At 65.4% G+C, this 15,000-nt stretch carries 14 protein-coding genes and 1 pseudogene; 12 read left to right on the top strand and 3 right to left on the bottom strand.

Features of this window, described 5'->3' with window-relative positions:
• Nucleotides 1–48 precede the first annotated feature (48 nt).
• The 6 genes from ADBZ9O_RS26465 to ADBZ9O_RS26440 are packed head-to-tail and all read left to right on the top strand — an operon-like array spanning nucleotide 49 to nucleotide 4,918.
• On the top strand, nucleotides 49–1,227 hold the full coding sequence (locus ADBZ9O_RS26465; RefSeq protein ID WP_526526081.1) for an acyl-CoA dehydrogenase family protein: 1,179 nt from the start codon (nucleotides 49–51) through the stop codon (nucleotides 1,225–1,227).
• A gap of 2 nt (nucleotides 1,228–1,229) precedes the next feature.
• Nucleotides 1,230–2,360 (top strand): acyl-CoA dehydrogenase family protein, encoded by a 1,131-nt coding sequence (locus tag ADBZ9O_RS26460; protein ID WP_526526080.1) that lies wholly within the window; start codon nucleotides 1,230–1,232, stop codon nucleotides 2,358–2,360.
• 11 nt (nucleotides 2,361–2,371) lie between these two features.
• Entirely contained in the window at nucleotides 2,372–2,872 is a 501-nt protein-coding gene (locus ADBZ9O_RS26455; RefSeq protein ID WP_526533532.1) for a MaoC family dehydratase, read from the top strand.
• Entirely contained in the window at nucleotides 2,869–3,312 is a 444-nt protein-coding gene (locus tag ADBZ9O_RS26450) for a MaoC/PaaZ C-terminal domain-containing protein (RefSeq protein ID WP_526526078.1), read from the top strand. The genes ADBZ9O_RS26455 and ADBZ9O_RS26450 overlap by 4 nt, the downstream gene beginning before the upstream one ends.
• Complete coding sequence (locus tag ADBZ9O_RS26445) at nucleotides 3,309–4,511, top strand: thiolase family protein (RefSeq protein WP_526526077.1); 1,203 nt, start codon at nucleotides 3,309–3,311, stop codon at nucleotides 4,509–4,511. The genes ADBZ9O_RS26450 and ADBZ9O_RS26445 overlap by 4 nt, the downstream gene beginning before the upstream one ends.
• On the top strand, nucleotides 4,511–4,918 hold the full coding sequence (locus ADBZ9O_RS26440; protein ID WP_526526075.1) for a Zn-ribbon domain-containing OB-fold protein: 408 nt from the start codon (nucleotides 4,511–4,513) through the stop codon (nucleotides 4,916–4,918). Before ADBZ9O_RS26445 ends, ADBZ9O_RS26440 begins: the two co-directional genes overlap by 1 nt.
• On the opposite strand, the gene ADBZ9O_RS26435 is transcribed toward ADBZ9O_RS26440, so the two are convergent.
• Nucleotides 4,915–5,493: a PadR family transcriptional regulator gene (locus ADBZ9O_RS26435; RefSeq protein ID WP_526526073.1), complete on the bottom strand. Its 579-nt coding sequence runs from the start codon at nucleotides 5,491–5,493 to the stop codon at nucleotides 4,915–4,917. The two genes, ADBZ9O_RS26440 and ADBZ9O_RS26435, sit on opposite strands and share 4 nt — an antisense overlap.
• 138 nt (nucleotides 5,494–5,631) lie before the next feature.
• Here ADBZ9O_RS26435 and ADBZ9O_RS26430 point away from each other — a divergent pair, with 138 nt between their 5' ends.
• The 5 genes from ADBZ9O_RS26430 to ADBZ9O_RS26410 are packed head-to-tail and all read left to right on the top strand — an operon-like array spanning nucleotide 5,632 to nucleotide 11,929.
• Nucleotides 5,632–6,558, top strand: coding sequence for an alpha/beta hydrolase (locus ADBZ9O_RS26430; RefSeq protein ID WP_526533530.1), 927 nt, complete (start codon nucleotides 5,632–5,634; stop codon nucleotides 6,556–6,558).
• A complete protein-coding gene (locus tag ADBZ9O_RS26425) occupies nucleotides 6,555–8,156 on the top strand; it encodes a flavin-containing monooxygenase (protein ID WP_526526071.1) in 1,602 nt (533 codons plus the stop codon). The genes ADBZ9O_RS26430 and ADBZ9O_RS26425 overlap by 4 nt, the downstream gene beginning before the upstream one ends.
• Nucleotides 8,157–8,163: 7 nt before the next feature.
• Entirely contained in the window at nucleotides 8,164–8,871 is a 708-nt protein-coding gene (locus ADBZ9O_RS26420) for an SDR family NAD(P)-dependent oxidoreductase (protein ID WP_526526070.1), read from the top strand.
• A complete protein-coding gene (gene fadD1, locus ADBZ9O_RS26415) occupies nucleotides 8,868–10,475 on the top strand; it encodes a fatty-acid--CoA ligase FadD1 (protein WP_526526069.1) in 1,608 nt (535 codons plus the stop codon). The genes ADBZ9O_RS26420 and fadD1 overlap by 4 nt, the downstream gene beginning before the upstream one ends.
• On the top strand, nucleotides 10,472–11,929 hold the full coding sequence (locus tag ADBZ9O_RS26410) for an aldehyde dehydrogenase family protein (RefSeq protein ID WP_526526068.1): 1,458 nt from the start codon (nucleotides 10,472–10,474) through the stop codon (nucleotides 11,927–11,929). Before fadD1 ends, ADBZ9O_RS26410 begins: the two co-directional genes overlap by 4 nt.
• Here the strand turns inward: ADBZ9O_RS26410 and ADBZ9O_RS26405 are convergent.
• Nucleotides 11,918–12,787: pseudogene (locus ADBZ9O_RS26405) on the bottom strand (type IV toxin-antitoxin system AbiEi family antitoxin); the annotation flags it as partial. The gene ADBZ9O_RS26410 and the pseudogene ADBZ9O_RS26405 overlap by 12 nt on opposite strands.
• 132 nt (nucleotides 12,788–12,919) lie before the next feature.
• On the opposite strand from ADBZ9O_RS26405, the gene ADBZ9O_RS26400 reads away from it, so the two are divergent.
• On the top strand, nucleotides 12,920–14,170 hold the full coding sequence (locus ADBZ9O_RS26400) for an IS30 family transposase (RefSeq protein WP_526524756.1): 1,251 nt from the start codon (nucleotides 12,920–12,922) through the stop codon (nucleotides 14,168–14,170).
• Nucleotides 14,171–14,217: 47 nt separating this feature from the next.
• Here the strand turns inward: ADBZ9O_RS26400 and ADBZ9O_RS26395 are convergent, their stop codons facing one another.
• Nucleotides 14,218–15,000, bottom strand: a complete 783-nt coding sequence (locus ADBZ9O_RS26395; protein ID WP_526526067.1) for a succinate dehydrogenase/fumarate reductase iron-sulfur subunit — start codon at nucleotides 14,998–15,000, stop codon at nucleotides 14,218–14,220.

The following is a 15,000-nucleotide window of genomic DNA, read 5'->3' as shown; positions in this document are numbered from 1 at the left end:
CGGAATACTCCTGAAAGAATCACCGAGATCCGGTTAAGGTACCGAACTGTGGACTTCGAGCTGGACGCCGAACAGCAGGCCTGGCTAACGGAGGTGCGGCAATTCCTCGACGAGAACGTCACTGCTGAGCTCAAATCCGAACTTGCCGCCCACGACCTGGAATACCTCGGCGGGGAGGTCGGGGCATTTCGGCGCAAGATCGGTGCCAAGGGCTGGTTCGGCCTGAACTGGCCCACGGAGTACGGCGGGCTCGGCCTGAGCGCCGTGCACCAGCATCTGCTGATGCGTGAGTTCGAATACCGTGGTGTGCCTGGACCGGATCTCACCGTTACCTCCGTGGCGCCGATGATCATGCGGCACGGCACCGAGACCAACAAGACCGAATTCCTTCCGCCGATCGCGCGGGGGGAGATGATCTGCGCCGTCGGCTACTCCGAGCCCGAGGCGGGTACTGATCTGGCGTCGCTGCGCACCAGGGCGGTCCGCGACGGCGATGACTGGGTGATCACGGGCTCGAAGATCTGGAACAGCGGTGCCCAGCGGTCCACTCACGAATGGCTTTGTGTCCGCACCGATCCCGACGCCCCTCGGCACCGCGGAATCTCGGTGATCATCGTGCCGATCGATCTGCCGGGTATCGAGATCCGCCCGCTGATCGCCTGGTCCGGATACCGGACCAACGAGGTGTTCTTCCGCGACGTCCGGGTGCCGGCGACCAACCTGATCGGCGAGGTCAACCGCGGCTGGACCTACATCACCGGCGCCCTGGACCTGGAACGCGGGGCACTGACCAACGCGGGGGATATGCGCCGAGCCCTCGACGACCTGTTGGCCGTGGTCCGCGCCCCCCTTCGCGACGGGACCATCCCGGCCATGAATCCGGATTTCCGTCGCCGAATCGCCGCGGCGGAAGCCGATGTCGAGGTGGCAACGCTGATGGGCTACGAAGCATCGTCACTGCTGGACAGCGGCACGATACCCAGCATCGAGGTCAGCGTCGAAAAGATCTTCACCAGCGAACTCCGTCAGCGGATCGCAGACCTGGCATTGGATATGCTCGGCACGGACGGCTTGCTGGCGCACCGAGCACCGCATGCTCCGCTGGACGGCAAATTCGAAAGGCTCTATCGCACATCGCCGTTGATGCGTTTCGGGGGCGGCACCAACGAAGTGCTGCGCGATGTCATCGCCCAACGTGGCCACGGCATGCCGTCCTACGGTCGGTGACCATGAAGCTGCTGATCGATCAGGATGACCGCGCGCTGGCCTCGATGCTGCGCGGACTGCTGGCTGCCGAGTGCCCGACGAACCTGGCTCGTGCCGGCAAAGATGCTGCGGCACTGCGGATGTCGCCGGCATTGTGGCAAGCGCTTGCCGACGCCGGCGTGCTCGGTATCGCCCTGCCCACCGAATACGGCGGATCCGGGGGTGGACTGACCGATGCGGGGACGTTCTGCCTGGAGGCAGGACGTGCGCTGTGTCCAACGATGGTGTACGGATCGATACTTGCGGGTTTCGCCATCGACACGCTCGGCGCGACCGGTGCCTGGCGGCGGTGGCTCCCCGGGCTGGCCAGTGGTGCGATTCGCGGTTGCACCGGGCTGTGGAACGCCCGCGATGCCGCGTCGATCCACCCGACGTTGACCGCGCGGCCCCACCCCGAGAGAGGGTGGATGCTTTCTGGCACAGTCGATTTCGTCAGTGATGCCGACCTCGCCGATGTCATTGTCGTGACAGCTGCCGACGAATCGCAGCGGACGTTCGGGTTCGTCGTCGACCTCGACGCGCCCGGCGTCACCAGAGAGCCGCTTGATCTGATGGGTGGCCATCACGCCCAGTGCATTCGATTCGACAACGTGGTCGCCGCCGACGGGGACACGATTCTGGACGGTCCCGACGGGACGGGCCTGCGGGTAGCGGATCTGCGCAGGGTGGCCAACGCCGCCGTTGCGCTGCTGTCGCTGGACCTGGTCGGGGTGGGTGAAGCCGTCCTGGCCGCCACCGTCGACTACACCACGATGCGCCACCAATTCGGCAGGCCGATAGCGTCGTTCCAGGCCGCTCAGCATCTGGTGGCCGATATGCATATCGCGCTGGCCGCGGCCCGACTGGCCGCCCGCTCGGCCGTCTTCTGGATTGCCAAGGGCCGCATCGCCACCCGGGAAACGGCGGTGGCCAGGATGAAGTCGGCGTCGGCAGCGAAGCTGATCACTCTCGACGCCCATCAATTGCATGGCGGGATGGGCTATGTGGTGGAGACCGATCTGCATCTGTGGTCGGAACGGGCCCGCGTGCTGTCCACCTTGGGCGGCGGTACCGATATCGCCGCGGGGTGGCTGCAGGACGAAATCGGCTGGTGAAGGGGACTGCATTGGCAGGGGACAGTTTGATCGACGCCGAGTCGGCGGCCAGAGTGGGCTCCGTGGCGGCGCGCGCGACGGGCGAGGCGAACCGGCGCGACTGGCAGCGCTGGGCATTGTCCGTGGGCGACCGCAACCCGTTGTGGTTCGACCCCGACTACGCACGCGCCAACGGCTATCGCGACATCATCTGCCCACCGCTGTACCTGCAGTACGCGGTGCTGGGCGTCACCCCGCTGGATGATCTGCGGCCCGACGGATCCTCCGGTGCGGCGTCGGGGAGCCTGGCGTTCCCGCGCGCGCCGCGGCGGATGGCAGGCGGGGAGAGCACGATATTTCACCTACCTGCCTATCACCACGACGACATCGAGATGGTGCGCACCATCGAGTCGGTCGTCGAAAAGCAAGGCAGGTCTGGACGATTCGTGCTGGTGACCTGGAACACCACCTACCGTAACCAGAACGACGAGCTGTTGGCGCAGGCCTCGACGTCGATGATCGCCCGACCGTGACAGCGCCCCAGCGCTACGCCGAGGACGTACGACCAGGCGATCAGATCACCCTGCTCACAGTGACGGTCGACGAAACCCAGATGTTCTTCTTCAGCGCCGCCACCTACAACGGTCACCGGATCCACTATGACAAGCAGTGGGCCCGCGATGTCGAAGGCTATGACGACGTCTTGGTACAGGGCCCGCTGCAGGCTGCCCTCCTGGCCCGCGCACTCACCGACTGGATCGGCGGACGCGGCAAGCTGCTGTCGTATTCGGTGCAGAACCGTGCGGTCGCGTATCCCGGTCAGACGCTGAGCTTCGGCGGAGTGGTCACCGGCGTGCGGACCGGTGATGACGGCAGTGCTCTGGTCGACCTGGAGATCACCGGGCGCCGCGACGACACCGTTCTCATGCCGGGTACTGCGACCGTTTCGCTACCGCGGCGGGGTGATTCGTGATGCGCCTCGCCGGTGAGGCGGCCATCGTCGGCATCGCCGAACTGCCCGCGCAGCGCAAACAGACCAGGCCCGAACTGTTCACCCTCGACCAGTACGCGCTGCTGGCGAAGATGGTGACCGACGATGCTGGGCTGGCTGCCTCGGCGGTGAATGGGTTGGTGTGCCACGGCCTTGCCGAATCCGATATGTTCGCCCCGGCAACCCTGTCTGAATACCTCGGTATTCCACTGGATTTCGGCGAGCGCGTCGACCTCGGCGGGGCCACCTCGGCGGGGATGGTGTGGCGGGCCGCGGTGGCGGTGGAACTGGGCCTCTGTCAGGCGGTGCTGGTGATCGTTCCCGGCTCGATGATGCTGCCTCGTTCGCAGCGTCGCCCGCCTCCGGCACCGAGTTGGCATGGTGCGTCGAGCAACAACTACGGATCACCGCAGGCTGAACACGAAATTCCCTACGGCAACGTCGGACAGAACGCGCCGTACGCCCAGATTGCCCAACGCTACGGTGCACAGTTCGGGTACGACCCGTCGGCGACCGCCAAGATCGCAGTCGACCAGCGCACCAATGCCTGCGCGCATCCCGGAGCGGTGTTCCACGGCAGCCCGATCACCGTCGACGATGTGCTCGGCAGCGCGATGATCGCCGACCCGATCCGCATGCTGGAGACGGTGATGCGGGTGCAGGGCGGCGCTGGGGTGCTGGTCGCCAACGCCGAGCTGGCCCGCAGGTCGCGGCACCGGCCGGTGTGGGTCAAGGGATTTGGCGAACACATCACCTTCAAGACACCCACGTATGCCACCGATCTGATGACGACACCCATCGCCCGTGCGGCCGACCGAGCGTTCGCGATGGCCGGGTTGTCCCGTTCCGACGTCGACGTCGCCTCGCTGTATGACTGTTACACCGTGACAGTGCTGATGACCTTGGAGGACGCCGGCTTCTGCGGGAAAGGCCAGGGTATGGGGTGGGTGAAGGAGCATGATCTGACCTTCCGCGGCGACTTCCCGCTCAACACCGCAGGCGGGCAGCTGTCATTCGGGCAAGCCGGGATGGCGGGCGGGATGCATCATGTCGTCGACGCCGCCCGGCAGGTGATGGGCCGGGCGGACGCGACGCAGGTCGCGAACTGCAACACCGCATTCGTCAGCGGGACGGGCGGCATCATGAGCGAGCAGGTGGCGTTGCTGCTGGGAGGTGACTGATGGCCGAATCCATGCCGGTTCCCGAACCAACCCCGGTATCGCGCCCATTCTGGGATGCGCTGACCGAACATCGCATCCTGGTGCAGTTTTCGCCATCCCTCGACCGCTATGTGTTCTACCCGCGCACCCTGGCGCCGGGTACCCTGGCCGATGACCTGGAATGGCGCGAGATCGATGGTGCCGCAACGCTATACACCTTCACTGTGGCGCGACGTCCGACGGGCCCGCCATGGGCTGATGCGCTACCTCAGTTGCCCGCGGTGGTGCAGTGGGACGTCGGCCCCCGGTTCAGCACCGAGCTCGTCGACATCGACCCCGCCGATATCAAGATCGGGATGCGACTGGCCCCGGTGTTCTGTGATATCGCCGATTCCGGTGTGACACTGCTGCGGTACCGACCTGCCTAGCGTTTCTTGGCCAGCTCGTCCAGTTCGATCAGCATCGCGTCTGCGCGCGCACATTCGTCGGCGTAATACTGCGCCGACCACCGCAGCACCGCCTCGGGATACACCCAGTTGGGGTTGCGCTTGGCACCTTCGACGTCGGCGACCGCCCTGACCCGCATCCGCTCGGACTGCTCGCGGTGGGCCACCAGCACGTCACGCAACTTCGCCGGGTCGGCCATATGCCCCAACCACATCCGCAGCATCACACCGTGTTTGAGAACGGCGGGCTCTGCAGGTGCCCCATCCGCCCACGCGCTGACCGCCTGCTCGCCCTCGGGGGAAATGCGGTACAGACGTTTGCCCCGGACGTCATTCTTATCGACGATGTGCGACGACACCAGGCCGAGCTCTTCGAGTTTGCGCAGCTCGCCGTAGATCTGGCTGTAGGACGGTGCCCAGTAGAAGAACCGAAGGCTCCAGTCGGCCCACTTCTTCACGTCATATCCGGACAGTTCCTCGCCGAACGCGAGGATGCCGAGGACAGCCCAACTCGTGGCCCGCAGCTGGGGATACGGTTCGGCGCTCTCGTCTGCCATGGCGCCACCCTAGATGACGGGGGCCGCGGCCCGGGGTAAGCGGAAGTCGCGAAACCGGCTTCCTGGTCATCGAAGACACTATATCTTTTAGGACTAGTTCGGTTCGGAGGGAAAATCGTGGACGACGGGGTGGCGGCGATGCTGAGCCTGCTCGACGCCGGGTTTCCCGCCGTCGAGACGATGACCGGCGCCCAAGCGCGGGCTGCCGTCGCGGCGCGCCGGGTGCCGGTCGCCAATCTCGACGATGTCGACAGCACCACGGACACCGTCGTACCCGGTGGTGCCAGGCCGATTGCCGTCCGGATCTACCGGCCACACGGGGCGGGGGCGGGACCGCTGCCCGCCGTTGTGTTCTGCCATGGTGGCGGATTCGTGCTGTGCGACCTGGACAGTCATGACAGCTTCTGTCGGGCGATGTCCAGATACACCCGAAGCGTCGTGGTATCGGTCGCCTATCGGCTGGCACCCGAGCACCGGGCGCCAGCGGCGGTGCAGGACACCATCGCAGCGTTCCAATGGGTGGTGGCGCACGCTGAGGATCTCGCGATCGACCCCACCCGCGTCGCCGTGGCCGGGGACAGTGCGGGCGGGAATCTCGCCGCCGTCACCGCACTGTGGTGCCGTGAGCGGGACGCGCCCGCACCCGTGGCGCAGGTCCTGCTCTACCCGGCGCTCGATCCGTCGTGTGACACGCCGAGCCAGCACGCCAACGGGGTGGGGCAGGTGACCACGCGCGCTGCGATGCAGTGGTATTGGCGCCAGTACCTCGACGGTGACCTGCTGACCGACCCGGCGTGGCTGGTGGCGCCGGCCTCCGCTGATTCCCACGCCGGCTTGGCACCGGCACTGATCCTCACTGCCGGCCTGGATCCACTTCACAGTGAGGGCGTTGCCTATGCCCGCCTGCTGCGCGACTCAGGTGTCCCGGTCGTGCACCGCGATTTCCCTGGGCTGTTCCATGGGTTCCTCACCATGATGTCATTCGCCCCTGCGGCCAGTGCCCGCGAGTTGATCTGGGCAGATATCCGCGAGCTGTTGGCACCGGTCCGGGAGCCGGCGGCGTGAGCACCGATTACGACGTCATCGTGATCGGCGCCGGCTTTGCCGGTCTCTATGCGGTACACCGCGCCACCGCAACGGGTTTGACTGTCTTGGGGGTGGAAGCCGCGCCAGGGGTCGGCGGGACCTGGTACTGGAACCGCTATCCAGGCGCCCGCTGCGATGTCGAGAGCATCGACTATTCCTACTCATTCGACGACGACCTGCAGCAGTCGTGGACCTGGACGGAGCGCTTCGCCGGGCAACCGGAGATCCTGGCCTATCTCGAGCACGTCGCCGACCGGTTCGACCTGCGGCGGCATTACCGTTTCAGTACCGAAGTATCCGACGCGACGTTCGACTCCGCGCAGAGCCATTGGGTGATCCACACATCGGGCGGGCAACAGCACCGGAGTCGATTCCTGTTGTGCGCCACGGGATGCCTGTCGGCGGTGAACCGGCCCGACCTACCGGGACTGGCAGAGTTCGACGGTGATGTGCTCTACACCGCGGATTGGCCGCAGCAGGATCCCGATTTCAGCGGTCGGCGCGTCGGGCTGATCGGCACCGGTTCCTCCGGTATCCAGGCCGTCCCGGTGATCGCCGCCAAGGCCGCATCGCTGGTGGTGTTCCAACGGTCACCGAATTACACCGTGCCGATGCCCAACCGGCCATGGTCGGCCGCCGATATGGAACGCATCCGCGCCGAGTATCCCGAGCGGCGGAGAAAGTCCGCCTACGCCCCGGCAGGCACTCCGCACGCCGCCCCCGTTGCGCGGGCTGGTGATACCGATCCGCAGACGCGTGAGCAGGCGTTGTGGCGACGCTGGCGCGAAGGTGGGGTGCTGTTCAGTAAGACGTTCGCCGACCAGCTCAGCGACCTGGCCGCCAACGATATCGCCAGGGCGTTTGCCGATGACCGCATCCGCGAGGTGGTCACCGATCCGGTTGTGGCACACGATCTTATCCCGACAGACCATCCCATCGGGACCAAACGGATCTGCACCGACTCCGGCTACTATGCGAGTTTCAACTCACCAGAGGTGCACCTGGTGAATCTGCGCCGGGAACCCATCGAGGCCGTCGTCGCCGACGGAGTGCGCACTGGTGCAGCGACCTACCCCTGCGACATCCTGATCTTCGCCACCGGCTTCGATGCGATGACCGGTGCGCTCACCCGTATCGACCCGGTCGGCCCCGGTGGTGACCGACTCACCGAGCTGTGGTCCGACGGGCCGGTCACCTTCCTGGGGCTGATGACGCCGCGGCTACCGAACCTGTTCACCATCAGTGGTCCGGGCAGTCCCTCGGTGCTGGCCAATATGGTGCTGCACGCCGAGGTGCAGGTTGACTGGGTGCTGGCGCTGATTGCGCAGGCACTGGCAGATGGTGTCAGTGAGGTCGAACCACGCCGCGATGCGGCGATCGCCTGGACCGAGCACGTCGCCGATGCGGCCGGGTCGACACTGTTCCCGCTCGCTCGGTCGTCGTGGTACCTCGGCGCCAACATCGACGGAAAGAAGCGCGTATTCATGCCCTACACAGGCGGTTTCGGCACCTACCGCACCCACTGCGACGATGTTGCCGCCCGTGGGTACGCCGGGCTGGTGTTCACGACGCGATGAGGCAGCGATGATGAGCGCGCCCAGTGTGGGACTGCCGGGAATTGAAAGTCTGGCCGGCAAGGTCGTCGTCGTCACCGGCGCGGCGCAGGGTCAGGGTGCCGCCGAGGCTGAGTTGTTCCGAACACTAGGTGCCCAGGTGGTGGCCTGCGATATCCATGGTGTCGACTGTCGCGATCTCGATATCACGGACCCCGACGGCTGGAACGCCTTGGTCAAGGACGTGGTCGCCCAACACGGCCGGATCGATGTATTGATCAACAACGCGGGGAGATACCGCAAAGCGCCGCTCGCCGACTGGTCACCGGCCGAGATCCGCGAGATCGTCGATGTCAACCTGATCGGCCCGATCTTGGGTATCCGGGCGGTGTCACCAGTGATGCCGTCGGGCAGCTCGATCATCAATATCGCGTCGACGGCGGCGCTGCGGGGTTTCGGCGGCGCATTGCCCTACGCCTCGTCGAAATGGGGGCTGCGTGGTGCAAGTCGCTCGGCGGCAATCGAATTGGCTCCGTTGGGGATCAGGGTGAACTGTGTCTGCCCGGGTGCGGTCGATACGCCGATGATCGATGCGCCCAGCCTTGACCTGTCCCATCTGCCGATTCCCAGGGCAGCGCATCCGTCGGAGATCGCGCGATTGGTGGCATTCCTGGCCAGTGACGCCGGAAGCTACTGCACCGGAGCCGAGTTCGTCGTCGACGGAGGAGCCACCGCATGACTGGACCGCATATCGAGACCGTTCAACAGCTGCTGCGCGGCCGCGTACACGATGACAGCACGGCCGTGGCCTACGGCGACCGAACCTGGACGTGGCGCGAACATCTGGCAGAGGCCGCTGCCGAGGCCGCGGTGCTGATCGCGTTGGCGCAACCCGGCCGGGCCCTGCATGTTGGCGCGCTGCTGACCAATTCACCGGCCATGTTGCGCGCGATGGCGGCCGCCGCACTCGGCGGGTATGTGCTGTGCGGTATCAACACCACCCGTCGCGGACAGGGTCTGTCGGACGATATCCGCCGGGCCGACTGTCAGCTGCTGCTGGTCGACGACGATCATGCGGCACTGCTGGACGGGCTCGACCTGGGCGGCGCCGTGGTACTCGACGTCGGCGGCCGTGCCTACGCCGACGCCGTGGCGACCGCCGGACCGTTGGTGCCTCATCGGGAAGTACAGGGCACCGACCCGTTGATGCTGATCTTCACCTCAGGTACCAGCGGGAACCCGAAGGCGGTGCCGTTCGCCCATGCGATGGCGGTGATGTGCGGGGCCAGCCTGATCTACCAGTTCGAGATCACCGACGCCGACGTGTGTTATCTGTCGATGCCGCTGTTTCACTCCAACGGGGTGGCCGCCGGCTGGTCCGTGGCGATCGGCAGCGGCGCCACCATGGTGCCCGCCCGGTTCTCCGCCTCCCGGTTCCTGACCGACATCCGCAGGTACGGCGTCACCTACCTGAACTATGTCGGGAAACCACTGGCGTTGCTGCTGGCCAGCCCCGAGGCCCCCGATGACGCCGACAACCCGTTGCGGGCGGCTTTCGGCAACGAAGCCACCGACCGCGATATCGACGAGTTCGCCCGGCGGTTCGGTTGTCGAGTGGTGGACGGGTTCGGATCCAGCGAGTTCGCGGTCATCGTCGTCCGTGAGGACGGCACCCCACCCGGTTCCATTGGCAAGGGCTATCCCGGGGTGTCGGTATATCACCCGGAAACGGTCACTGAATGCGCCACCGCCATCTTCGATCAGCACGGTGCATTGACCAATTTCGATGACGCGGTCGGCGAGCTGGTCAATACCGAAGGGGCCGGCGCATTTTCGGGCTACTACAACGATACGGCGGCGACGTCGGAGCGGATGCGACACGGCATGTACTGGTCGGGCGATCTGGCCTACCGTGACGCCGCAGGCTGGATCTACCTCGCTGGGCGGACCGCGGACTGGCTGCGGGTCGACGGCGAGAACCTGGCCGCCGCACCGATCGAGCGCATCCTGCAGCGGCTACCGCAGATCAACCAGGTCGTCGTCTATGGCGTGCCCGACGAGCGGGTGGGTGACCAGGTGATGGCCGCGCTTGTCCTCAACGAGGGTGCGGTGCTGCGGCCCAAGGACTTCGAAGATTTCCTGACCGACCAACCGGACCTTTCCCCGAAGGGTTGGCCCCGCTTCGTGCGGATCAACGTTGACCTGCCCCGGACCGCGACCAACAAGATCCTCAAACGCGAGCTGATCGCCGAAGGGGTGAGCGGGGGAGACGGTGTGCTGTGGCAGCGCGACGCCCGCGGGACCGGTTACGCCGCCGCCGTTGAGCTTGGTGCTGTGCAGTGAGCGGGGCTGCGGTCACCACCATCCTGGAACGCCAGCGGGCCGCGTTCCGCGCTGACGGGATCCCCGACCTCGCGACCCGCATCGACCGGGTCAGGCGACTACAGGCGATGGTGGTTGATAACGCCGAGGAGCTCGTCGGGGCGCTGGCAGCGGATTTCGGTACCCGGGCCAGAGAGGTCTCCCTGCTCGCGGACATCGTCGGCGCGATGGGTGATCTGCAGTATCAAAAGCGCCATCTGCGTGCCTGGATCAGGCCGCAGGCCCGGGGCCGGGTGCTGGCAGGTGCTGGTCTGCGACAACGCATCCGCCACGATCCCCTCGGTGTCGTCGGAGTGATGGGACCGTGGAATTTTCCTGTTCAGCTGACCGTGCTGCCTGCCGGAACGGCGCTGGCGGCAGGCAATCGGGTGATGATGCGGCCCTCGGAGATCACCGCGAACACCGCAGCGGTGTTGGCTGATGTTGCGCCGCACTATTTTCCGCCAGAAGAACTGGCCGTCATCACCGATGATCAGGCCGATGGCGCCGAGTTCGCGGCGCAGGCGTTCGACCACCTGTTCTTCACCGGATCCCCGGGCGTCGGCGCGCTGGTCGCCACCGCGGCGGCGGCAAATCTGGTGCCGGTGACCTTGGAACTCGGCGGCAAAAACCCCGTCGTCGTCGATCCGTCGGCCGACCTCAGGCGCGCGGCGCATCGGATCGCCGCGTCCCGGATGGTCAACGGTGGCCAGGTCTGCATGTGTCCTGACTACGTTTTCGTCCCCGAAGGGGATGAAGACGCCTTCGTCGCGGCTGTGTTGGACGCGTGGCAGCAGGCCTACCCCCGCGTCGTGGACAACCAGCAGTACACATCTGCTGTCAACGAACGCCACTACGACCACGTCACCGGACTCATCGATGATGCGGTGGCGCGGGGAGCTTCAGTGCACCAACATATTCCCATCGGAGAGCGGCTTCCGGACCGACGGACCCGCAAGATCGCACCGACTGTCCTTACCGGTGTGCCGGACGCGGCCAGGATCGCACACGAGGAGATCTTCGGGCCGGTACTGGTGGTGTATCCGTACCGGGCCATGGACGAGGCGATCGAGCACATCAACAGCCGCCCGCATCCGCTGACGGTGTATTGGTATGGCGACGATAACGACCGTCACGAGCGGTTACAGTCCGCCACCCGATCAGGCTCGGTCAACGGCAATGACTTCACCGCCAACTTCATCGGCAGTGCCTTGCCCTTCGGTGGCGTCGGTACCAGTGGGTATGGTGCCTACCGCGGCAGAGCGGGTTTCGATACTTTCACCCATGCCCGTGCGGTCGCGTTCTCGAAGGCGCCGATCAGCCTCGCGCAGATGATGGCGCCGCCCTTCACTTTTCGTGATACCCGGCTGGCCAACCTGCAGCTGGCGATGTACCGGAGGAGATTCGGCACTTCTGCCGCTCGCAGCCAGAGCTGAGCCTATCCGCCGGACCATTCCCGCGGGTCGCCTGCGAACATCGTCGCTGACGATCGATAGCAGCCGCCATCCCATTTCCTCAAGGGCAGCTCGCTTCTGCCGATCCCGTCGAAGATCTTCCGGTGAACTGTGCCAATCGAATCCGTCGTACTCGACCGCGACCATCGCTTCGGGCCACGCGAAATCTAGCCGCCACAGCTTCCCGTCGTAGTCGACCACCTCATGTTGCAGAACGGGTTCGGGCAGACCGCAATCGAGCATCACCAGTCGAGCCTCACTCTCCATCGGGGACTCCGCTCCCGGCCTGGCTAAGGGGATGAGATCGCGGACGGCAACTATGCCGCGTCTGCCCGACTGCGCTAGTGCTGCCCGGAGGAGATCGGGGGGCTCACACGTGCCGCTGCGCAATGCCGCATCGAGTGTGGACAGGGCACGAGGCCGATTGAGCTCCCGAGCCACCTCGACGGCCGTCCAGTCCGGTGCCGACGCGAGGCGTCCAGCAACCTGCGCCAAGGGGACGCCGGCGCGACGATGCACGGTCAGATCGGAGGAGTTGCGTAGTTGGTGCCCAACGGGGTTCAGCACGTGGAGAGCCCCACCTCCCTCGGTGTCGAACCCGTATCTGGCGGCGGCAGTTGACAGACAAATCACTACCGACTCTCCGCACCTCAGGTCGAGCCCGGTCAACCGGGTGCGGGTGTCGGGTGGAGTCTTGCTGTAGATATCTGGCCACACTCGAAACAGCAAATGTTTCCGCAGGTAGCGCTGCATCGCTGCCCTGCTGACGTGCTGATGGATTTGTCGGGAGGTGGCCACGCCACCCTGCACGGCGAAAATCCTGTCGAGTTCAGGTGTCACTCCGGCATGGTGTGGCAAACCCACACCGTCCGCTAATCACCCTGTGCAGTGCCCGCGAGGGTGCACCCATGTGCATTTCGCCGGTCTTGGGTTTAAGCGGTCATTGCAACAGCCTCCATCTGAGGGGTTGTTATGGGTGCGATGCGGTTGGCGTGTGTAGAGCGTCAGTTCTGGGATTTGATTGCCCACGGGATACTGCCCCGAGAGGCCGGGATCGCTGTCGGCGTGTCAGGGCTCACCGGTTATCGTTGGTTTGCTGAGCTCGGTGGGGTGAAACCACGATTTCCCGACAACGGAGTACGGCGGAGGCCTCGGCTTAGCCTCGAGGAACGCGAAGAGATCCAAGACGGTATTGCTCGCGGTGAGTCGATCCAATCGATAGCGCGGCGATTGAAGCGCGCGGCCTCGACAGTGATGCGCGAGATCAACCGTAATGGCAAGTGCCGCGGTAGGTATCGATCGCGGTATAGGTTCGGGGTCCGTCAGGGTGGGTGGGATGCCCAGCCGCGGTATCGGGCCAGCACCGCTCACGGGCATGCCCGGCGGCGGGCCCGGCGTGGCAGGCCGGGCAGGCTGGCGACTAATGCGCGGCTCCACGAGGAGGTGCAGACTCGGTTGAGCGTCGAGCAGCACAGCCCCGAGCAGATCGCTGCACGGCTGGTGATCGACTTCCCCGACGATCCGGAGATGCGGGTGTCCTACGAGACCATCTATCAAGCGATTTATGTTCAGGGCAAAGGGAATCTGCGCCGCGAGCTACATCAGTGTCTCCGCACTGGGCGGGCGTTACGTAGACCGCATCGCCGTGCCGATGAGCGTCGCGGACGTATCCGGGACATGGTCAACATCAGTGAGCGCCCACCTGAGGTGGAGGACCGCGCGGTGCCTGGGCATTGGGAAGGCGATCTGATCATGGGCAGCGTGGCGTCTGGCTCGGCGATCGGCACCGTGGTGGAGCGCGCCAGCCGGTTCCTAATGCTGCTGCACTTGCCCGATGGTCACGGCGCCACCGCGGTACAAGAGGCGATTGTGGCCAAGATGGCCGCGCTGCCGGCGATCCTGCGTCAGACCCTGACCTGGGATCAGGGCCGGGAGATGACCAACCACGCCGCGGTCGCCGCGGCGACCGATTTGGACATCTACTTCTGCGACCCGCATTCGCCGTGGCAGCGTGGCACCAACGAGAACACCAACGGACTGCTGCGCCAATACTTTGCCAAAGGCACCGACCTATCGGTGTTTCCGGCTGACTATCTCGACTACATCGCCATCAAACTCAACAACCGACCCCGCAAAACCCTCGATTGGAAAACCCCAACCGAAGCCCTCGACGAGCTACTGTCGAACCCGTTCAAACCACCAGCTGTTGCATCCACAGCTTAAAACTGCCGGTCCGAAAATGCACGTACGTGCACGCTCGCGGGGAGAGGCTAGCGCGCGAACATCAGTGCGCGCTTGACCTCCTGGATCGCCTTGGTGACCTCGATACCGCGGGGGCAGGACTCGGTGCAGTTGAACGTCGTGCGGCAGCGCCACACCCCGTCGACCTCGTTGAGGATGTCGAGCCGTTCGGCAGCGGCCTCATCGCGGGAATCGAAGATGAACCGGTGCGCGTTGACGATCGCCGCGGGCCCGAAATACGAACCCTCGCTCCAGAACACCGGGCAGCTGGTCGTGCAGCACGCGCACAGGATGCACTTGGTGGTGTCGTCGTAGCGGGCCCGGTCGGTCTGGCTCTGGATCCGCTCTTTGGTCGGCGCGTTACCGCTGGTGATCAGGTACGGCTTCACCGCGCGGTAGGCGTCGAAGAACGGCTCCATGTTCACCACGAGGTCTTTTTCCACGGCCAGCCCGCGGATCGGCTCGATGGTGATGGTCAGGTCCTTGCCCGCCTTTTTCGGCAGCAGATCGCGCATCAGCACCTTGCAGGCCAGCCGGTTGACCCCGTTGATGCGCATCGCATCAGACCCGCACACACCGTGCGCGCAGGACCGCCGGAACGTCAGGCTGCCGTCGAGGTAACCCTTGACGTAGAGCAGCAGATTGAGCAGCCTGTCGCTTGGCAGGCATGGCACCCGAAAGCTCTGCCAGCCGGTGGCGTCGGGGTCTTCGGGGTTGAAGCGGGCGATCTTGAGCGTCACCATCGTCGCGCCTTCCGGCACGGGTGGCAGTGGCAGGTCGCCCTTTTCGGCTTCGGAAATGACGGCAGTCAT

The sequence above is a fragment of the Mycobacterium sp. genome (genome assembly GCF_965229105.1).
In the GTDB taxonomy this organism is placed as follows: domain Bacteria; phylum Actinomycetota; class Actinomycetes; order Mycobacteriales; family Mycobacteriaceae; genus Mycobacterium.
This window is presented reverse-complemented; position numbering and strand designations above follow the sequence as displayed.